The 20,403-nt window shown below is 38.1% G+C and carries 14 protein-coding genes; 7 read left to right on the forward strand and 7 right to left on the reverse strand.

The features are described from left to right. Positions 1-11 precede the first annotated feature (11 nt). Positions 12-2,039, reverse strand: a complete 2,028-nt coding sequence (locus tag CWS31_RS06570; RefSeq protein WP_148747712.1) for a methyl-accepting chemotaxis protein — start codon at positions 2,037-2,039, stop codon at positions 12-14. A 259-nt stretch (positions 2,040-2,298) separates the two neighbouring features. Between CWS31_RS06570 and CWS31_RS17925 the strand changes: the two genes are divergently transcribed. Then, positions 2,299-2,823, forward strand: a complete 525-nt coding sequence (locus CWS31_RS17925; RefSeq protein ID WP_148747713.1) for a type II secretion system protein — start codon at positions 2,299-2,301, stop codon at positions 2,821-2,823. A 260-nt stretch (positions 2,824-3,083) separates the two neighbouring features. Here CWS31_RS17925 and CWS31_RS06580 read toward each other — a convergent pair whose 3' ends face one another. From CWS31_RS06580 to CWS31_RS06590, 3 genes are all read right to left on the reverse strand, one after another. Beyond that, the gene (locus tag CWS31_RS06580; protein ID WP_211355802.1) at positions 3,084-3,869 is read right to left on the reverse strand and encodes an IclR family transcriptional regulator; all 786 of its coding nucleotides are present in this window, start codon (positions 3,867-3,869) and stop codon (positions 3,084-3,086) included. Between the two features lie 153 nt (positions 3,870-4,022). Further along, entirely contained in the window at positions 4,023-4,937 is a 915-nt protein-coding gene (locus tag CWS31_RS06585; protein ID WP_148747714.1) for a dihydrodipicolinate synthase family protein, read from the reverse strand. An 80-nt stretch (positions 4,938-5,017) separates the two neighbouring features. Next, on the reverse strand, positions 5,018-5,926 hold the full coding sequence (locus CWS31_RS06590) for a glycoside hydrolase family 16 protein (RefSeq protein WP_148747715.1): 909 nt from the start codon (positions 5,924-5,926) through the stop codon (positions 5,018-5,020). A gap of 414 nt (positions 5,927-6,340) precedes the next feature. Here CWS31_RS06590 and CWS31_RS06595 point away from each other — a divergent pair, with 414 nt between their 5' ends. The 5 genes from CWS31_RS06595 (at position 6,341) to CWS31_RS06615 (ending at position 12,624) form a co-directional block, all read left to right on the forward strand. After that, on the forward strand, positions 6,341-8,017 hold the full coding sequence (locus CWS31_RS06595) for a sodium:solute symporter family protein (RefSeq protein WP_148747716.1): 1,677 nt from the start codon (positions 6,341-6,343) through the stop codon (positions 8,015-8,017). Then, positions 8,017-8,907: an SMP-30/gluconolactonase/LRE family protein gene (locus tag CWS31_RS06600; RefSeq protein ID WP_148747717.1), complete on the forward strand. Its 891-nt coding sequence runs from the start codon at positions 8,017-8,019 to the stop codon at positions 8,905-8,907. The genes CWS31_RS06595 and CWS31_RS06600 overlap by 1 nt, the downstream gene beginning before the upstream one ends. Before the next feature lie 4 nt (positions 8,908-8,911). Beyond that, positions 8,912-9,706 (forward strand): SDR family NAD(P)-dependent oxidoreductase, encoded by a 795-nt coding sequence (locus CWS31_RS06605; protein ID WP_211355803.1) that lies wholly within the window; start codon positions 8,912-8,914, stop codon positions 9,704-9,706. Positions 9,707-9,818: 112 nt separating this feature from the next. Further along, a complete protein-coding gene (locus CWS31_RS06610; RefSeq protein WP_148747718.1) occupies positions 9,819-11,423 on the forward strand; it encodes a sulfatase-like hydrolase/transferase in 1,605 nt (534 codons plus the stop codon). Positions 11,424-11,445: 22 nt separating this feature from the next. Continuing rightward, positions 11,446-12,624 carry a mandelate racemase/muconate lactonizing enzyme family protein gene (locus tag CWS31_RS06615; protein WP_148747719.1) on the forward strand — a complete coding sequence of 393 codons (1,179 nt, stop codon included), beginning with the start codon at positions 11,446-11,448 and terminating at the stop codon, positions 12,622-12,624. A 609-nt stretch (positions 12,625-13,233) separates the two neighbouring features. Here the strand turns inward: CWS31_RS06615 and CWS31_RS06620 are convergent. Further along, positions 13,234-14,208 (reverse strand): transposase, encoded by a 975-nt coding sequence (locus tag CWS31_RS06620; RefSeq protein WP_148747720.1) that lies wholly within the window; start codon positions 14,206-14,208, stop codon positions 13,234-13,236. A 334-nt stretch (positions 14,209-14,542) separates the two neighbouring features. Here CWS31_RS06620 and CWS31_RS06625 point away from each other — a divergent pair, with 334 nt between their 5' ends. Further along, the gene (locus CWS31_RS06625) at positions 14,543-16,000 is read left to right on the forward strand and encodes a sulfatase-like hydrolase/transferase (protein ID WP_148747721.1); all 1,458 of its coding nucleotides are present in this window, start codon (positions 14,543-14,545) and stop codon (positions 15,998-16,000) included. 498 nt (positions 16,001-16,498) lie between these two features. On the opposite strand, the gene CWS31_RS06630 is transcribed toward CWS31_RS06625, so the two are convergent. Together CWS31_RS06630 and CWS31_RS06635 are read right to left on the reverse strand one after the other, a co-directional pair. Next, on the reverse strand, positions 16,499-17,473 hold the full coding sequence (locus CWS31_RS06630; RefSeq protein ID WP_148747722.1) for a transposase: 975 nt from the start codon (positions 17,471-17,473) through the stop codon (positions 16,499-16,501). Between the two features lie 120 nt (positions 17,474-17,593). Beyond that, positions 17,594-19,942: an alkaline phosphatase D family protein gene (locus CWS31_RS06635; RefSeq protein ID WP_148747723.1), complete on the reverse strand. Its 2,349-nt coding sequence runs from the start codon at positions 19,940-19,942 to the stop codon at positions 17,594-17,596. Between the last annotated feature and the right edge of the window lie 461 nt (positions 19,943-20,403).

Below are 20,403 nucleotides of genomic sequence, written 5' to 3' on the forward strand. Positions count from 1 at the left end.
GAACATACGATTTATTGTACTTTAAATTCCCCTACATAATCATCTAATCTACCTGCCGATGATTTCAGTTCATCACATGCAGAAACAGTTGCATGGGTTTGATTTGTCATTTCTGTTGTGTCTTCTTTTATTAAATGAATACGTTGATTAATACCTTCTGCTACGCTAGTTTGTTCTTCAGCAGCCGTGGCGATTTGAGTTGACATAGCAAGAATATTATCAAACTCTTGCTTAATATCATTAAATGCATCCACACTTTCAATTGAAACATCAACAGCTTTTAGTCCTTGAATACGCAGATTTTCAGTACCCATTGCTGTTTTACGGGCTCCGTCTTGTAAAGTTTCAATTTGTTGATGTATTTGTTTGGTTGAGTCTTGAGTACGACTTGCTAAATCTCTTACTTCATCAGCAACCACCGCAAACCCCCTGCCTTGCTCACCTGCTCGTGCTGCTTCAATAGCTGCATTTAACGCTAATAAGTTTGTTTGTTCAGCAATGCCCTGTATTACGCTTAATACACTGCCAATCACTTCTGTTTCTTTATTTAATGCTAATACGTGTTCTTGCGTTTTAACTAATTCACTGACTAGACCTTCCATAATTTCTTTACTTGTACTTGCGTTGTTTGCACTTTTGACAGAACTTTCATGTGCTTGAGATACTGCATCTGCAGTGTTTTGCGACAATTTGGCAACCTCATGTATTGTCGATGTCATTTGGCTGATAGCAACAGAAATGGAGTCTGTTGATTCATGTTGGCTGTTAGCTAATTCTTGGTTTTCTTGCATTGCATTCGTTACCGATGACGTTAAGACATTCATTGAGTTAACTTCATTTTTAACACCTAACAATGTTTGGTTGAAGCTATTTTGTAACGTATTAAATGCAGCGGTAACTTCTGCTAGTTCATCTTTACCTTTAATTTCTAATTTGCGGCTAATATCTTTGCTTTTAGCAACGAGTGTTAGCTCCTTAACTAATATTTTTAAAGGGGTATTAATTGACTGAATAATTAAGAACGAAACCGTCATTATGATTATTGCTAATAAAATAATAAGTAAGATATTATTGTTAATAGCCGTTTGGGCATTTGAATGAGCTTGTTGATTTTTTTCTTCAATTTCGTTTTCCACGTAAAGGATCACATCTCTTAATGTCGCCATGTTTCTTTTAGCTAATTCAAACCAATCCTCGGCAGTTAAATCATATTTTTTACCACCAGAATTTAAAAGCTTTTTACGTATTTGAGAAATTTGTTGTTGTGCTTCAGTATCTAGGTGCAGGCTATTTAATTTAGTTGATAATTTTTCGCTAGCATAGGCTTGAAAACGAGAAAGAGCATCTTGTACTTGGCGAAAGTCGGCTTTATTGTTGCCATGCGAAGTATAATCAATACTTTCTTGGCTAAAGGTTCTTAACTTGGTACTTAACTCAAAGGAATAAATAGAGTCTAATAACATTAAAGAGGCATAAGAGCCCATCAGCATACTTAGCTCTTGATCACTTGCGGCGGTACGAATAACACTGTTAATTATAGATAAAGCCTGACGGTTGAGGCCACCATAGTTATTGACCACCCAGCTTTTTGTATCATCCTGTAATTCATATCGATCAACATAGCCTCGAGTATATTCAATTTTCGAAAAACTATTGATAATACCGTCAATATTATCACTAATGCCATTAATCTCGTAAATAGCAGCCTTATTGTTGTTTATATGCTGAATAAAGTGGTTAACGACGTTATCAACAATAGTTCGTTGTTTTAGTAAATCTGATTGATATTTTTTCCCTTCGCTGCCCGTCGGTGTGCCACGTAAAAAACCATAGGTATAATCACGTTCCGTTTGAATACTTGTTAATAACTCACCAGTTTCTTTGGCTAAATTCATTGCCACAGTAAGTTTTTTTAATTCATCCTTGTGTGCCGATAGCTCAATTAATTTTGACACCGAAAAACCAATTACGACAATCGTTGGTAATAAAACAAGTATTAATATACGCGTTCTAATTTTAATATTATTCAATATATTCATTACTACTTTACCTCATGCGTTTTTCTATAAAATCACAAATCACTATAATTATTGTTTGGTAGAGCCGTGTTACCAGAAATAAAAGTCAACTTTCCGTTTAATCTAATTGTATTTTTAAGATCAGTTTTATTAGCAATAAATATAGATTTTTAATTTATTTATTATTACACTCAAACATAGGATGTTTATTTAAGTATCACCTTTTTCAAGGGCGGTCGCAATATGTGTTTTAAGAAAACTAAAATAGATTGGCATGTAGATGAATCAAAATGAACAAGGTTTTACACTAATAGAGTTAGTCGTTGTCATTGTTATATTAGGTATTTTAGCTGTTACAGCGGTACCTAAATATATCGATATTAGCACTGATGCTAAAATTGCCACGTTACAAGCAATGAAAGGTGCCTTATCTAGTGGCACCTCAATGGTTCATGCAAAAGCACTCATTGAAGGCAAAACCCAATCAACAAATTCTATTGTTACTGGCGGCGACACTATTCAATTACATAGTGGGTATCCACTTGCTGATTGGAACCTAGCTGTTAGATATGTAATTGGATTAGACGATGTAACACCGCTCGGCTCAAACATTTGTGCTGAAGATTGGTGCGGTCGTGGTAACTCCAACACTATTCCAAGTAACGATGTTGTGGCCGTTTCTGGTGGTAAATTCGTTAAAGTAATCCCTTTTGGGTATACATGGGATGACGAATGCGGAGTGTATTATCTAAACAACTATGACGGATCAGAGCCTATTATTGGTATAGAAACTACAGGCTGTTAATTTGACTTATACTAAATGTTAATAATTAGCGTTTTTTAAATAATAATTTTACTCTGTTAAATTTGCTCCCCCTCCTATGGATGTTTATATTGATAATTGACATGGTAATCATAGTGTTCTGCACAAATAAATTCAGAAAACTTTTTTTCTTTGTTAATTGTTTTTTACATAGAGTGACTATGTCTCATCGTTAGTGCCGCGATAAAAATGTATTTGAAATAAACAAAGTTTAATCCTAAAAGATCAATACGCGCTAATTTTTAAGTGACTTTTGAATTATTACAATTAAATTCAATCTCATCATGCGCTTTTTGTAGTGCCTTAACCACTTCTGGTGTTTCTGATTCTGATATCCAACCAGAGAGCGCGATAGCCGAATTAACTGGGTTACCTAAAGGTATAGCAATGGTATGTGTGGTTTTGTCAGCAGCTTGAGGATTATCACTTTCAACTTCGACTCGTGCATAACCAAGTTTACGAATTTCAGCTAACTTCGTTAATAATGACTCAACCCCTTGAGGAAAGTTAGGTATTTCTCTGCCTTCATAGGCTGAGCGAACCGATGCTTCGCTGGTGATTGCAAGTAGCACTAAGCCAATACCACTGGTTGTTGCATCTCGTAATCCTATTCTGCCAATGCCTTCACTAGAATTCATACCTGGTCTTGCATGATATAAAAAAGACACGGAGTCATACCAAAGTACCCCAAGAGCAACTGTCCGGCCATAAAAAGCTAACTTTTCTAATGGCGCGAGTGAATTACGTAATAAACCTGAAGCATACAAACTTTGCGTAGCGAGTACGTGCATGCCAGGGCCGGGTTCATATTTACGATTTGATGTTTGCTGAGTAATACCAATTGAAGCAAGCGTTTTTAATATGCGATTTGCGCGTGTTGCTTCTAAGCCGAGTATCTTCGATATTTCACTACCACCAATAGGTTTTCCAGCGGTTGCTAATGCTTGTAACACAGCAATACTATCGATAATACTTTGATTTGCTTGAGCGCCTGATTTTGAATTAATCACGATATTGAATTTATTCATTAGGTTTACCAGAGGATGATATAGAAACTGAGATTATTTTCTATATATATTTTCAAATTGCTATTCAAACAGGGTAATAATGCACACAAAACCGCTCGGTTTAAGTTTTCACACAATAATTAACCCGAGCGGAGCAGAGACAACCTGTATTAATTAATTGATCTTCGGCATGTAGTTTTCAACTAATTGCCATAACTTATTGAGTTCTTCAATATTCTTACTATCCATTACCGGGCCAGGAACTCTAACGGTAGTACTCGCGATGATATTACGTTGAAATAACACCTGCTTGGTCAGGCTACAACGATATACCGCTTGCATGTTTAAAATAGGTAACATTTTGGTATAAGCGTCAAAAGCAGTGTCAATGTCATTATTTTTATGAGCATCAACTAACGCCTTATGCATTTCAGTTAATTCGCAAGCAGGTAACGTTCCTAGTGCATTACGTTCTAATTCATCGATAATATAACGGCCACCAGCACCACCAAAAACACCTTTTAGATGAGCTGGTGCATGCTTCAATAATTGCTCAATACGCTGACCACATGGCATGGTTTCTTCTTTGATATAATGAATTTGTGGCACTTGTTCGGTAATACGGATCACTTGTTCAATGGGTAATCCTGCCCCCATTGGAGGTGGCGCATTTTGGAGCATAATAGGTATCTGAGCTTGTTCTGATAATGTTTTGTAAAAATTGATCATGGCTGATTCATCATTAGCATATTTTAACGGTGCCATCACCATGGCACACGTTGCACCACTTTTAGCCCCAGCAACTGAATATTCAATCGCTTCTTCAGGTGTTAACGCGCTTGCACCAACAACAAAAGGGACTTTTCCTTTTGCTAAGTTACCGACTATTTCGGTTGTTTTTAACCGCTCTTCTTTTGATAATTGTGCATATTCACTGGCTAAACCAGGAAATACAATACCATCTACTTTACATCCTAGAATATAATTAATCACATTTTCAAAACTAACATAATCAATTTCTTTGTTAGGGTGAAATGGGGTTGGCACTACTGGGAAAGTACCAGTAAGTGTGTTATCAGAATTATTCATATGTTAATAGTTCACTTGTTTTTAATCGGTATTAATAAAATTTATTTAGTTTTAGCCCTAGGTTAGGCTATATCGTGTTTTTATTGCTTTTTATAAAAGCGTACATAATCTACTTGCATTTGTTCTGGCAATTGAGTGTCATCAACCGCTTTGGTATTACCTAAAAAAGTACCTAAGCCAGTTAGCCAAATGCTGACATCATTGTGTTTATATTGCTCGGCTGAAAAGGCGGTTTCTTTCATGAGTTTGCCATCAAAAAAGTAACGTAACGTTGTTTCGGTAAATTCCATACCATAAACATGAAATTCGTCAAGTCGTGTATCATCGGTAAAGCGTACTTGTTTGGTGCCAACTTTATTCTGCGTTTTACCAGGATCCTCGGTACCAGGTTTTGGGCGCCATTGATGCGCGTCAATTTGATAATGTTGGTTGTCAATCGAGTCGTTTTCAAAAGGGTCTAATTCAATTTGGCTATAAGCAGGATCGCCGGCTTTAATGCCATCACGCATCATCCAGAACGAACTATGCCAGCCCGCGCCTGAAGGTGTTTTTAATCTTGCTTCATAATAGCCATAGCGCATTTCTTTGTTTGAAATAAGGCCACCAGCCGTATATTGAACAACACCTGCTGGTGTATCACCTTCATTTTGTCCAGGTTGTAGCCATTTATTATCAGGACAAGCAACGGTTTCTTTTTTTAAATGGATAGAAAGCACACCGTTGCCGACACTGGTGTTTTCTTTTTGTTGCTTACTCCAATGTTTACAGTCTAAGCGGTAATGCCATCGGTCTTCATCAACATTATTGCCTGAAAATTCATCAGACCATGCCAGCTTATAATCGCTAACTTGTGTCCCATTAAAAGGTTGAACGTTAAGGTCACTTGCATTATCTATGTCATTGGATATGGAACTGCAGGAGATTAAACCACACGATGCTAAAGATAATGCACCTGATAAATAAAGAGGTTTTAAGGAGGTCTTTGTCATTTCATTACTCAGTTTATTAAAAATTAGAAAAAGGATATGATTAAAATAACACTTAATATCTATAATAGCAATCCATAAACCTGTAGCCTTATCTTGACTCTATTTTTCATAAGAAGCGAAATGCTCAAAAACCCACTACAACATGCCACAACCGCAAATTATAAAAATATATTTATAGGTTGCTATTAAAGTTATGATTATTTAATATTGCTTTAATAGCAATATCATCTGATTTGAAAATTATTTCGAATGAGCTGGCGTTATCGTGGGTTTATGGCATATATATTAACTAACTGCATATATTTTAATATGATGAAATACATAGATTTTTCATTCTATTATTCCTAGTTAGATTTAATAATGCTTTTGTTCGTTGTGATTGATAAGTAGTTAACAATATAGGTTTTAAAAAATATGAGCTTTCTCGATTATTCGATAGCAATAGCATTTTCCATGATTGTATTTGCCTTAGGGCTTTCATTTTCTAAAAGTGGCGGTAATGTAAAATCATTTTTTGCCGCGGGTGGAAGCGTGCCTTGGTGGATCTCTGGCCTATCGCTTTTTATGAGTTTTTTCTCTGTTGGTACGTTTGTTGTGTGGGGCTCTATTGCCTATAACAGTGGTTTTGTTGCCGTCGTTATTCAAACAACTATGAGCATTGCCGGTTTTATTGTTGGGTTTTATATTGCACCCAAATGGAATAAAACGCGGGCATTAACTGCCGCTGAATTTATTGCGGATCGCTTAGGTGTTAAAACACAAAACTTTTATACCTTTATATTTTTATTGATTTCTATTTTTGGTAGCGGTGCATTTTTATATCCGGTTGGAAAAATGCTTGAAGTTACCGCTGGAGTACCTTTAGAACTGGCTATTTGTGTGTTGGGATTACTGATTATTCTTTATACCGCGGCTGGTGGTTTATGGGCAGTATTGATCACTGACGTTTTACAATTTGTTGTATTAACCGCAGCTGTATTGATAGTGGTACCGCTGGTATTTTTTGAAGTAGGCGGCGTTAGCCACTTTATTAATGCCGCACCAGAAAACTTTTTTGCCTTGAGTAATGACGAATACGACTGTTTTTTTATGGTCGCGTTTGGTTTTTATAATATGGTATTTATTGGTGGTAGTTGGGCATATGTTCAGCGCTACACCAGTGTTTCAACCCCTAAAGATGCTAAAAAAGTGGGTCTATTATTTGGTAGCCTTTACCTCATCGCGCCGTTGATTTGGATGTTACCACCGATGCTTTATCGTGTGATTAATCCAGATCTTGCCAGTACAGACGCAGAAGGCGCGTATATGATGGTGAGCCAATTAGTAGTACCAGATGGTTTCATGGGATTAATTCTGGCTGCAATGGTTTTTGCTACTGCTAGCTCAGTAAATACTACGCTTAATATTGCGGCGGGTGTTTTCACTAACGATGTTTATAAAGTGTATCGAAAAAATATTACTAATAAAGAAACCATGCGGGTTGCTCGCATTATTACGGTGATATTTGGCTTGGTGACTATTTGGGTTGCGCTATCGGTAAAAAGCCTTGGGGGAATTGTTGAGGTTGTCTTTAGTTTATCGGCTATCACTGGCGCCGCTTTATTTTTACCACCGTTGTGGGCCATGTTTTCTAAAGTACAAACCGGTAAAACCGTTATGGTAGCAACACTGGTTAGTTTGCTAATTAATGCCTTTTTTAAATTTTTAGCGCCAACATGGCTAGATTTTTCATTGGGACGTTCGCCAGAAATGTTAGTCGGTGTGCTAGTACCGGTTGTGTTGTTATTGATATTTGAATTAGTGGGCAGATATTCAGGTACGGTTAGTGGTGAATATACCCTTTATCAAAAATTATGGCGTAATAAACATCAAGATGCGACAGAGGAAGAAGTTGCGGATGGCGCGACAGCCAATAGTTTTGCACGAAAAATTTTAGCAACGGGTGTTATTGCCATTGGTTTGTTGCTTTTAGGTTTGGGGTTGTGGGCTGATAAAGGCACAGGGATCATTTGTACTATTGCAGTTATTACGCTTGGCTGTGCAACTATTGTTTACCCGCGGAAAAACGCACTTGCAAGGGATCATTCATAATGGCCTTAACATTTAATAATATTGGCCTAACGCAAATATGCCAACAAAACGGAACCGTACCGGAAGGACCAATTTGGTCAATTAAAGAACAATGCTTATATTGGCCAGACATTGTTGAAAGAACAATAAGTCGTTACTGCCCAGCTGAAGGTTTAATTGAACAACAAACCCTCGACTTTGAATTTTCAGCGCTTGCCGTTAATGAAAATAATCAGCTACTTGTTGTGGGAAATTGCCAGTTACATGTTTTTAACTTTGCGGAAAATCATTGCACTGCTTTAACGGATAAGTACAACATTGGCGAAGCGAATCGGTTTAATGATGCTAAAGTTGATAGTTATGGCCGATTTTGGATTGGCTCGCTTAGAAAAGGCCTAGCAGAAGCAACAGGAAAAATTTTTAGTATTGATGAAAATTTAAAAATTGAAACACATGATAGGGATTATATCGCTTCAAATGGTTTGGGCTGGTCACCTGATAATCAATATTTCTATATGATAGAAACGGTTAGTCAGCAATTATTTCGCTACGATTTTTGCCAAGTATCAGGAAAAATATCAAATAAAACACCGTTCGTTGATTTTAATGATCAACTAGGAAAACCGGACGGCATGTGTGTTGATAGTGAAGGTAATTTATGGATTGCCATGTGGGATGGTTGGGGCGTGTTATGTTATTCAAACACGGGTCAACTGCTTGGTAAGGTTGAAGTACCTATGCAAAAAGCAACGTGTGTCACGTTTGGTGGTGAAAACTTATCAACATTATTTATCACTACGGCGAACTTTGGCTTAACCGCGCAAGAGAAGTTGGAAATGCCTTGGGCTGGTAGTGTTTTATCTTGCCAGCCGGGTGTTAACGGCATAGCAACCAATATTTTTAAGATGTGAAAATATGATCAATAACATAATGAAAAACCCAACTTTTCAACAATTATTTAACTTAGCAGGTAAGCGGGCATTAGTGACCGGTGCGGGCAGAGAAAACGGCATAGGCGCTGCTATTGCAAAAGGCTTAGCTGATTTTGGCGCTGAAATTATTCTGCATGATAAAGCCTTTGAGTCGAACAGAGTCTGTGAACAAATTTCTGCGGCTGGCGGTGTTTGTACCATGATAGAACAAGATTTTTCGAAAGCTGGTGGTGGCCGTCAATTAATCAACGATGTTTATCAGCAGTTCGATAAAGTTGATATTGTCGTGTTAAATGCCTCATACCAAAAAGTTGGGCCTTTTAATGAGCTAACCGATAATGATGTTAGTCAGCAAATTGCAATTAACTTTCAAGCAAACTTTGAACTGCTTCAAGCGGTGTTACCACGTTTAAAAGATCAGGGTTGGGGCCGAGTGGTAAATATTGGTAGTGTTAATCAACGCAATCCTAAATCTATTGTTAGTGCTTATGCCGCATCAAAAGCCGCAACTCATAATTTAATTCAAAGCCTAGCGCGCGATTATGCACCGTATCAAGTTTTACTTAATACGGTTGCGCCAGGTTTAATTGATACCTACCCAGAAAATAGAGCGGGTGATTCACAAGCAACAGCCTCATGGGATGATTACGCTGAACAATTGAACTGGATGAAACGAGCAGGACAACCCCAAGAAGTTGTTGGTGCCGCTTTATATTTGGCATCACCTGCGTGTAGTTTTATGACCGGTGAAAATATTTTTATTACCGGTGGTTATTAGCTTTAAATCTAATGCCTAACTTTACTTAATTTAACGTACCAAGCACAAGTAATAGCAACACGACAAAAATAAATTTAATAAACAAATCTTAACATTAAAAGACAAAATTATCATGACAAAAACTCTCTTTAAAAGCTTAGCTTACTCATTATCTACTTTGTTAGTGATGGGCTCACTTAATGGTTGCAGCGACATTGATAAAACAAAGTCGGTATCAACTGAAAACGTCGAAAAAAACATATCTAATGAATCACTAACAAGTAATAAAACTAAGCAGCCAAACGTCTTAATTTTATTTTTTGATGATATGCGTTTTGATACTTTTTCTTATCGCGGAGGACCGGTTAACACACCAAATATTGATGCACTCGCAGCCGAAAGTACACGTTTCGATAATGCCATGACAACCACAGGACTCTGTTCTCCTTCACGTGCGGCAATGTTTACCGGCCGCTGGGGACATAAAAATGGACTAGATGATAATGTTGAATTGTTTCATTCTCGAAAATATCAGCTTGATACTTCAGAAGGTGGTTTAATCAAACGTGCTGTTGATACCGGTTATTATGTCGGTTATGTCGGTAAATGGCATATTGGTCCTCAAGGGCCTAAAATTCGCGGTGCACAATTTGTTCGTGAACATGCTGATACGCGTGTGCGAAAAGACAGACATTATGTCCCATATGATGACGTAGCCTCTATTAAACGGTATGAAAAAGGTATATTAGATGAAGGTGATGAAAAACATGTTTATTACCAAACATTACCGGGTAAAAATACTGACACCCATGCTTATGACAAAGTACGTTTTGGTAAAGAAATGCTACGTGCAGCAGCAAATCAGGATAAACCGTTTTTTGGGGTGGTAAGTTTTAACCAACCTCATCCTCCGTATCGTGTACCTGAGCCATATGCCAGCATGTTTGATCCTAACGATATTGAAATGCCAAGCAACTATACCCAAGATCGCACGATGAAACCGATGGCACAAGACCGTATTTTATGGCCTTGGCATGAAGTTGGCCACATGACTGATTTGGATTGGCGTCGTTCTCGTAGCTTTTATTACGGCGCTATTGCCATGGTTGACGATATTGTAGGTGAGCTATTAGATACAGCCAAAGAAGTTGGTTTATATGATGACTTATATATTGTTTTAGTGGGCGACCAAGGCAGTATGATCGGCGAGCATAATCTTTTTGATAAAGGCCCTTATGCTTACGATGAAGTGATGAGAATTCCATTATTGATCCGTAATCCTACGCAACAACCGCGCATAGTTAATAAACAAGTGTCGTTAATTGATATTGCGCCGACCTTAGCTGAGTTGATGGCATTACCGAATGATGGAGATGTAGACGGGCGTTCATTAAACCAATTGATCGCAAAAGGCGATATTGCCGATCAAGGCCGTGAAGATACCGCCTTATATGCATACGAATGGTATAACGGGTCTTGGTTTGGCTTACGTGCTATTCGTACAGCAACCAGTAAATTTGTTTGGTATCCGGGCGATAATCGCGATGAACTTTATGATTTAACAAAAGATGCGGGCGAGATGAATAATCTTATTTTTGATACCAATTACCATGATGAACTTATTAGGTTGACTGGTTTATTAGAAAAAGAATTGATCAGAACAGAAGATCCTTCATTAGAAGTTTTTCAACATCATATGAAAACTATTCTTAAACAAAATAAGCCAGAATGGCATTAAATAAAACATCGGAGTAAATGTGATGACAGATACAGTAAAAAAAATTCAATGTTTTATTGCCACCATTCCTAGGGAAAAATCGCTTTATGGCGGTTTAAAACCCCGAGTGGGCGAAGAGCCCAATAGCCAGGGTTATTTTGTTCGCAAAGAAAACAAAACCGTTTATCCAACGTCAGACCGTTCTATTGTGATCAAAATGGAAACAAAAAATGGCGTTGTCGGCTGGGGGGAAACCTACGGCATAGTGGCGCCAGGCGCAACAATTGCAATTATTAAAGAACTATTAGCCGACTTTGTTATTGGCCGTGATCCAATGGATAGAGAAGCCATTCATGATGATTTATACGACATGATGCGTGTTCGAGGTTATAACGGTGGTTATTATTTGGACGCCTTGGCAGGGCTTGATATCGCGCTTTGGGATCTTGCCGGTAAACAAGCTAATTGTTCGATAACACAGCTTATTGGTGGCACCAGAAAAACAACGGTTCCCGCTTACATCTCCGGCTTACCAAAAGCAACGCTAGCAGAAAGAGCTGAATATGCCTGTGAATGGCAAAGCAAAGGCTTTAACAGTTTTAAATTTGCCTCGCCGCTCGCCAGTGAAGGTGTTGTCAACGAAATTTCTACTTTAAGAAAAGCGTTAGGTGAAAGTTCGAGAATCGCTTGTGATTTACTATGGTCGCATAAAGCACATGAATCTATCCAACTAATTAAACAAATGGAAGAACATGGGTTATGGTTTGCAGAAGCACCAGTTGCTAGTGAAGACATCGACGGCCTAGCTAATATTGCGCGCAAAGTTGATACTGCAATTGCGGTTGGTGAAGAATGGCGAACTGTGTTTGATGCCGCGGCCCGAATTAATAAACAAGCCTGTTCCATTGTTCAACCTGAAATGGGCCATAAAGGCATTACTCAATTTATGCGTATTGCACGTTATGCAGAAGCCCACCATTTAGAAATTATTCCACATGCAACCATTGGCGTTGGTATTTTTATGGCGGCAAGTTTACAAAGTAGTGCGGCTATACAATCCTGTCATGTGCATGAATTTCAGCACCAAGTATTTGAAAAAAATCTCAGATACGTGAAAACCGAAATGAACTGTAAAAATGGCGAATATATTTTACCATCAGGTGCTGGTTTGGGTATCGAACTTGATGAAAAAGCGATAGATCCCTATTTAGAGCTTTGTTGATTTTTAATAATGTGGGTATTGACTAAATAACTCATACCTTATGTTCATTTTGCCTTTTAGAACTTTCATTGATTTTAGGTGTTATCCCAGGTAGTTAAACTACACGAACTTTACTTGCTTTAAGCAAGTGTCAGTACTAAATTCGGAAAATAGACCTAATATATTTTATTAGGTCTCCATTCTACTTTTACAAGGACAGTATGTGCGTTTTCTAAACTCCTCTTTATTTAGCTTATTCCTAAGCTTAGTACTCATATATTCGTGCCAGTCATATGGCGACGAATGTTCTGATTTACATCAAGCTTAAACCGAAACGTTAAAAAGTGGCGATAAAACTAAAACACTGCGTTTTGTAAAAAAGCGGTTGAACTCAGTCAATAAATTAAGAGATTAAGAATAAAAAAACTTATAACTTTATCAAAGCAAAATAATATCATAGGCTAAATGACGACTCAAAATAGCGCTAATGATATTTCATAAAGCCTGTTTCGAATAATTATTACTACATTTTCAAATAGTTTGAAGAAAATATCATGCTTAAAACGTGAAAAGATAACCAATATTGATGTCGGCAATTGGGGGAGTAGATAGCATGATTAAATGGTTACACTAGGCTAGTAGTTTGTCACAACAATTTACATTAGTTGGCCGTTTTAAGCTCTTGTTCTCGCAGTAATCGGTTAATACATCACTGTGTCCCACCGCGCCATGAAACAAACGCCTAAAGTCTTTTGTTAATGTGAACCAATTATCCGGATTTATATTCAGCCGGCGAAGCAACGTTGGTTGGTTTTCTTCAATATAGCCAGCTTTATCTTCACGGAAACAGCGCCCTGTGATTTCAATCAATTCAAGATAGTCTTTTAGCTCAAACGGTAATCCTTTTGGAATGGCTTTTCGTGGATTGCCCACAAAAGACAGTAGCTCTTGAGGTTGCTTGGCTTTTTTAGCTGAGGTGACTCGCTTTTTTACACTGGTATACGCTGAGCTCTCAGGCGTTTTAGCAATATTGGCTCTTACGGGGTTTAGATCAACATACGCCATACAAGCAGCAAGAGCAGCTTCATCTAACAAGGCTTGCGATTTAAAGCGCCCTTCCCAGAAATGCCCTGTGCAGTTGTCTTCTTGGTTAGCTTGTGTCGCAATACTTTGGTTGAGAATTCGCATAAACCAGCTGATATCCATCAGACGGTGACGATACACTTCAACCGTTTCAAGTAATGAAAGCATAAGATAGTCAGGGATATCTTCACCTCGACAGTACTGTTGTGTTAATAACTTACCTTTGAATAACAGGTGCCAACGCTCAAGCACCTCTTTAGTAGTCCAACTTTTGGCTGTCTTTTCATCGATGAACAACACCATATGCGTATGATTACTCATGATGGCATAAGCGCACACATCTATGGCAAACACCTGCGTTAAGCTAAGTAATTTATCTTCCACCCACCCTCGTCTGTGGTCAAAATTCTTACCTGTATTTTTATCTTCTCCACATAAAAAGGCACGGCGAATACAGCGAGAAATGCAATGATAATAAGATGTATCAATTAAGCTAATTAATTGCTTTCTTGCTGTTGTCATGAAAAACCTCTCATCTAAAGCTTATTTATGAACCATAGTTTAGATATCTATAATATTCAATTATGAGCGACTGTCTTTCTTAATTTGTTGTCCTTCTTAATTTGTTCTTAATTTGTTAGAGCAGGGTCTCTCTCCTGCGCTCTGGAAAACCTGAATAAAAGTGTGAAAAATAAGCCTATAAATTAATACCAACTTGTAATTGCACAAAAGTAAGTCATAGTTCAGCCGCTGATGACTTTTACAATACTAACGTTAGTTAAATAAAATGCTCGCAAGAACATTGTTTTTATGTAAACATATGATGTTTACATAATATTTATATCGAGGATAAACTATGAACAAACTACTTTCGTATTGCATCGTACTCGTCACGGTCTTTGCTGCACCTCCCCTGCTTGCAAGTCTTGGTGAGCAAGAAAAACAACCTAATATCATTCTTATCTTTTCTGATGATGCTGGATACGATGATTTTGGTTTTCAAGGCAGTACCGTTTTGAAAACACCGAATATTGACTCTTTAGCCTCAAGTGGCGTTCGCTTTACTCAAGGGTATGTAACTGATCCAACTTGTGGTCCATCCAGAGCAGGATTGATGACAGGTAGATATCAACAAAAGTTTGGCTACCAAGAGATAAATGTTCCAGGATATATGAGCCCTAATTCAAAATACCTCGGTGACGATATGGGTCTACCAACCGATCAGCGGACTATTGCAGATTATATGAAGGAACGTGGTTACGCGACTGCTGCTTACGGAAAATGGCACCTTGGAAATGCCGATCGCTTCCATCCAACAAAGCGTGGTTTTGATGAGTTTTATGGCTTTCGTGGTGGTGACAGAAGCTACTTTAGTTATGGTCCCAATAATAAATTACCACATAATGATAAGCGAATGGAAAGAGGATTCGGCAAATTCGAAGAACCAAAAGAGTACTTGACTGATCAGCTAGGCACCGAAGCTTCAGACTTTATAACACGTCATAAAGACAACCCATTTTTCATTTATCTAGCTTTCAATGCGCCACACACTCCGATGGAAGCAACGGAAAAAGATTTAGCGCAATTCCCACAGTTAACAGGAAAGCGCAAAATATATGCAGCCATGAGCTTGGCAATGGACCGTGCCATAGGCAATGTTTTAGACACAGTAAAAAAACAAGGACTAGAAGATAATACAATTGTGGTATTTACCAACGATAATGGCGGCCCCACAGATAAGAATGCGTCAGTTAATTGGCCACTTGCAGGTACCAAATCAAATCATCTAGAAGGCGGTTTGCGCGTACCTTATGTAATAAAATGGCCAAGCAAACTATCACAAGGCGTCGAATATAATAAAATGGTTAGTACGATGGACTTGCTCCCTTCATTCTTTGCCGCTGCTGGCGGAGATACTTCTAAACTGGAAAGTGTAGATGGTGAAGTGTTATGGCCTTATTTAACAGGGGAAGTAACAGGAGAGCCTCATAAAGCTCTATTTTGGAAAAAAGACGTTCGAGCAGCCATACGCCAAGGTGATTGGAAGCTTATCCGTTTCGCAGACCGCCCTGCAGAGCTATATAATATTAAAGAGGATGAGGGCGAGCAGAATAATCTAGCCAATAAATACCCAGAGCGCGTTCGTTCTATGTTTAAAGAAATATTTGCTTGGGAGCTTACTCATGAACGCCCTCTTTGGACGTTATCTCAAAAGTTTGAAGACTATGATATTTCTCGAATGGATAAATATCGAGTACCAAGCAAAGAAGCACAAGAATGGAAATGGGTTCCCCAAACGACTAAGTCACAATAGGTAACTCAAATTATAGTCAATTAGCAATAAAACGATGGTCAACAACGAGTGTTGTTGACCATCGTAAGCGAAAGCCCTTTCAATACGTAATTTTTCATGCAGAACCTCTTTCATGTATTTTACGAGAAAATTCCACTTTTAACGTCAATTGTTTTTCGAGTAGCTACCATTAAACGTTAAACGCCGATTGTTTCATAACTTGCTCGGCTCGGTTGACCCCTAGCGACTTAGCAACAGTTTGCCATAAAAGATTAAGAAGGACACTCGCTTATAATTTTATAAAGATTAAGAAGGACACTCGCTTATAATTTTATTAAAGCAAAAGATATTATAGCCTAAATGACGACTCAAAATAACGTTAATGAAATTCCATAAAGCCTGATTCGAAGAATTATTACCACACTTTCAAATAGTTTGAAGAAAACATCATTATTAAAACATGAAAAAATAATTGATGTCGGTAATGGGGGGAGTAAATAACATGATTAAATGGTTACACTAGGCTAGTAGCTTGTCACAACAATTTACATTAGTTCGCCGTTTTAAGCTCTTGTTCTCGCAGTAATCGGTTAATACATCGCTGTGTCCCACCGCGCCATGAAACAAGCGACTAAAGTCCTTTGTTAACGTTATCCAATTGTCTGGGTTTATGTTTAAACGGGTAAGTAAGGCGGGCTGTATTGATTCAATATAGCCTGTTTTACCTTCACGAAAACAGCGTCCTGTTATTTCAATTAATTCAAGATAGTCTTTTAACTCAAACGGTAAACCTTTTGGCATGCCTTTGCGTGGGTTGCCCACAAAAGGCAGTAGCTCTTGAGGTTGATTGGCTTTTTTAGCTGAGGTGACTCGCTTTTTTACACTGGTATACTCTGAGCTTTCAGGCGTTTTAGCAATATTGGCTCTTACAGGGTTTAGATCAACATACGCCATACAAGCAGCAAGAGCAGCTTCATCTAACAAGGCTTGCGATTTAAAGCGCCCTTCCCAGAAATGCCCTGTGCAGTTGTCTTCTTGGTTAGCTTGTGTCGCAATACTTTGGTTGAGAATTCGCATAAACCAGCTGATATCCATCAGACGGTGGCGATACACTTCAACGGTTTCAAGTAACGAAGACATACGGTAATCAGGGATATCTTCACCTCGACAGTACTGTTGTGTTAATAACGTACCTTTGAATAACAGGTGCCAACGCTCAAGCACCTCTTTAGTAGTCCAACCTTTAGTTGTCTTTTCATCGATAAACAACACCATATGCGTATGATTACTCATGATGGCATAAGCGCACACATCTATCGCAAACACCTGCGTTAAGCTAAGTAATTTGTCTTCTACCCAGCCTCGCCTGTGGTCAAAATTCTGTCCTGTATTTTTATCTTCGCCACATAAAAAGGCACGGCGAACACAGCGAGAAATACAAAGATAATAAGGAGTATCAATTAAGCTAATTAATTGCTTTCTTGCTGTTGTCATGAAAAACCTCTCATCTAAAGCTTACTGGTTAACCTTAGTTGATAGGTTTGTATTATGCAATTATGAGCGACTGTCCTTGTTAATTTCTGTTAATTTTACCATTCAATACTAACGTATACATTAAGTTAGACGGTTTACACCAATATTTTCTTCTTGATGTATCGTCACCGGCCAGCCTTTAAATTGATTATTTGAACTTTCAACATTAACATCAATTAAGAAGCGATAAGCATCCATGGTATAGGTTAATTTTTCAGTATCAAAAGTAATAAAACCAAAACCACTGCCTTTTTCATGAGCTTTGACATATCTATTTTTGGATTGCCCTATTTCAGGAATACCTACGGCATAAACATACATTTTATTACCAAAGGCATCTATATACTCACCTGTTTGTGCTAAACCATGAGCAGGTCTATTTTGATGAGGAATACCAATTTGATCAGGCACCCAAAATCGTGGCCACCCAGCTGAAATTGCCGGTGTACAAAATGACCAATTACTGTCGCGTTGTTTATTTACACCGTATTGCGCTAATGAACCTAAATGTGTATCGCCACAAATATGTAGTGCTTTAGATTCCCTCATAATTTCTACTGCACTATCACGTGCAGGTCTTGGCCAACCACTGCTATCAAAATCGTATTTTAGGTATCGGTCAGGTGATGGTTGATGGGTCGCTATACCAGCAAAAACAGTTTGGCTTAACACGGCTTTTAATGAATGCCCACGCCAATCTCTCGACCATTTAGCTAAAAAGTTTTCTTGTCGCTCGCCTAATAATACTGAGTTTGTGGGGTTTATTGCCGGATTGATAAAGTTAGGATCTTCATCTAATCCGGTTTCACCAACCACTACGCCTGCTTGTTCAGGCCCTGTTTTCCATTGTCTATCCGCTAAAATAGCAAAGCCAACATTTCCATAAACCATATCGCCGTAATAACAACTAATACCACTTGGGTTCGGCGTAGGATCATAAGCATCGGGATGATGGCTTACGCAAGTTCGATGTACTGCATTAACAAAACGTACTGACTCAATATACCCGCCAGTTAAAGACGCTGTAGGATCTGATGCAGGATCTTTTTTCAATGCACCTCCTTCGCCCCATAAATTCCCTTGTAAAACATCATGGTCGTCAGGTAAACAGATGGTGGGTTGATCGCGCATGACTTCTCTAAACGCCCAACCAAATTGGTAAAATTTTCTTAAATAATTTTGAATTGCTGGTTCAAAAGGCGTTCTAATAATACCAAAACCACCATGGCTTTCATAAATTTGGTCACCGGAGAAAAACACCAAATCGGGGTTTAATTTTTTAACGTTTTCTGCAACTGGTGCATAAGGGAAGCTGTAATCATTTTGACAAGTTAGTGCTGCCATACGTAATGGCCGCCCAACAGGGTTCGCTTGAATAACACCCGACCAAACATCTGGCGTTACCGTGCCATCAATATGTTTTTCGTTATAAATCACGCGAAACTGTGCGTCTGACTTTTCCTGCCAGTTAGGGACTCTGAAATTAGCTACCCACGCATCAGGATCTAATTTTTGTCTATCAATGGCAATCCACTGACCTTCACGTTGTATTTGCAGTTCAACAAGTTGATTGTTGTTACCCCCCATAGGTCCGGTAAAAGCGCTTAACTTCATGACAAAACCTTCTTGGCTTCGAGAATCGCTTAGCGAATACATGGTCCACAGAAGTGGACCAAATTTATGTTCGGGTGACACTTCAAAAGCGTCTCCTGATAATATCCAATGAGTAAAGCGATATTTACCTGCTTGCTGGCCAGCTTTAGAGTGCAAACTAAAATTACTGACAACAGCAACATTACCAATCACTTCATCGGCAGGCACTAAGTGGTTTAATTGCCCAATAACCTCACCTGTAGCAAATAAGCTAACTGACAAGTTTAATAGAACCGCTCCAAACTGCGGCGTAGCTGAAAGTTCAAGTTTTACAGCTTGTTTATCAATAGCTTTTGTTAAGGAAGCTGTTTTCCCAGCTATAGACAATTGTTGATTAAATACCCCAACATCTAAGCCTTGTTGAACGAAGCAGCTGCTACGATAGTCGTTAATTTCATTTTTAACGCCTAATCGTATACCCGCACCACCGTTGTTTTTATTGTTCTCAATTTGTTGTACCACAACAGAAACATTAAAAGCTTGGGTGCTGTCGGTTAATTGATGGGTTAAGGAATGAATACTTCGCTTTCCGTCAGAGCTTTTACATTCGGCTCCACCATTAACAATATGCCAGTCTTCCATTGGGTTAGCCCAATAGTCGCCACCAACCCAAGGACGATCCTCAGTATTTTGCCATTTATCTAACATAGGTGAATGATTTTTTAGTTCGACATAGTTACTATTTTTATAAGTTGAACTTGTACAAGCCACTCCAGTTGCAGCAACCCCTGCAGCAACAAACTTAAGTGCAGATCGTCTAGATAAATGTTCAGACATATGGGGGGATTCCTTATTTATAACTTTAGTTGATAACTACTTTTGTATTGTTAACTAACACCAATAACACATAACATAATACATAACATAATACATAACATAATACATAACATAATACATAACATAATACATAACATAATACAAATCAAAACATATTATGTTTAAGCGATCAACACTTATTGTTAATTACGTTTATCTTAGAGTTATACACTCGTGTCACAATATTAAAATAAGATACTAAAACGAAAATATTTATAACAACATCCTTTTAGGCAATAGTTATAAGGACATTTATGAACTTACTGGTGCCTGTGTAAAATAAGTCGAGAGTAAATGTCACTAATTACCAAGATACGTTATTGCTTCACCGAGTTTAGTTTTCGGCAATACTTTCTGCTTGAGCAACCACGCATGTAGCTTTTCAATAATTAGCTTGCGTTTGCCGTGCTAGGTATTTTCCT

The sequence above is a fragment of the Colwellia echini genome (assembly GCF_002843355.2).
Classification (GTDB): domain Bacteria; phylum Pseudomonadota; class Gammaproteobacteria; order Enterobacterales; family Alteromonadaceae; genus Colwellia; species Colwellia echini.

Excerpts from the sequence above, each read along its gene's own strand:
- CWS31_RS06570 (WP_148747712.1), bottom strand. The coding sequence starts at position 2,039 with ATGAATATATTGAATAATATTAAAATTAGAACGCGTATATTAATACTT.
- CWS31_RS17925 (WP_148747713.1), top strand. The coding sequence starts at position 2,299 with ATGAATCAAAATGAACAAGGTTTTACACTAATAGAGTTAGTCGTTGTC.
- CWS31_RS06625 (WP_148747721.1), top strand. The coding sequence starts at position 14,543 with ATGAACAAACTACTTTCGTATTGCATCGTACTCGTCACGGTCTTTGCT.
- CWS31_RS06585 (WP_148747714.1), bottom strand. The coding sequence starts at position 4,937 with ATGAATAATTCTGATAACACACTTACTGGTACTTTCCCAGTAGTGCCA.
- CWS31_RS06635 (WP_148747723.1), bottom strand. The coding sequence starts at position 19,942 with ATGTCTGAACATTTATCTAGACGATCTGCACTTAAGTTTGTTGCTGCA.
- CWS31_RS06605 (WP_211355803.1), top strand. The coding sequence starts at position 8,912 with ATGATCAATAACATAATGAAAAACCCAACTTTTCAACAATTATTTAAC.
- CWS31_RS06610 (WP_148747718.1), top strand. The coding sequence starts at position 9,819 with ATGACAAAAACTCTCTTTAAAAGCTTAGCTTACTCATTATCTACTTTG.
- CWS31_RS06615 (WP_148747719.1), top strand. The coding sequence starts at position 11,446 with ATGACAGATACAGTAAAAAAAATTCAATGTTTTATTGCCACCATTCCT.
- CWS31_RS06580 (WP_211355802.1), bottom strand. The coding sequence starts at position 3,869 with ATGAATAAATTCAATATCGTGATTAATTCAAAATCAGGCGCTCAAGCA.
- CWS31_RS06600 (WP_148747717.1), top strand. The coding sequence starts at position 8,017 with ATGGCCTTAACATTTAATAATATTGGCCTAACGCAAATATGCCAACAA.
- CWS31_RS06620 (WP_148747720.1), bottom strand. The coding sequence starts at position 14,208 with ATGACAACAGCAAGAAAGCAATTAATTAGCTTAATTGATACATCTTAT.
- CWS31_RS06595 (WP_148747716.1), top strand. The coding sequence starts at position 6,341 with ATGAGCTTTCTCGATTATTCGATAGCAATAGCATTTTCCATGATTGTA.
- CWS31_RS06590 (WP_148747715.1), bottom strand. The coding sequence starts at position 5,926 with ATGACAAAGACCTCCTTAAAACCTCTTTATTTATCAGGTGCATTATCT.
- CWS31_RS06630 (WP_148747722.1), bottom strand. The coding sequence starts at position 17,473 with ATGACAACAGCAAGAAAGCAATTAATTAGCTTAATTGATACTCCTTAT.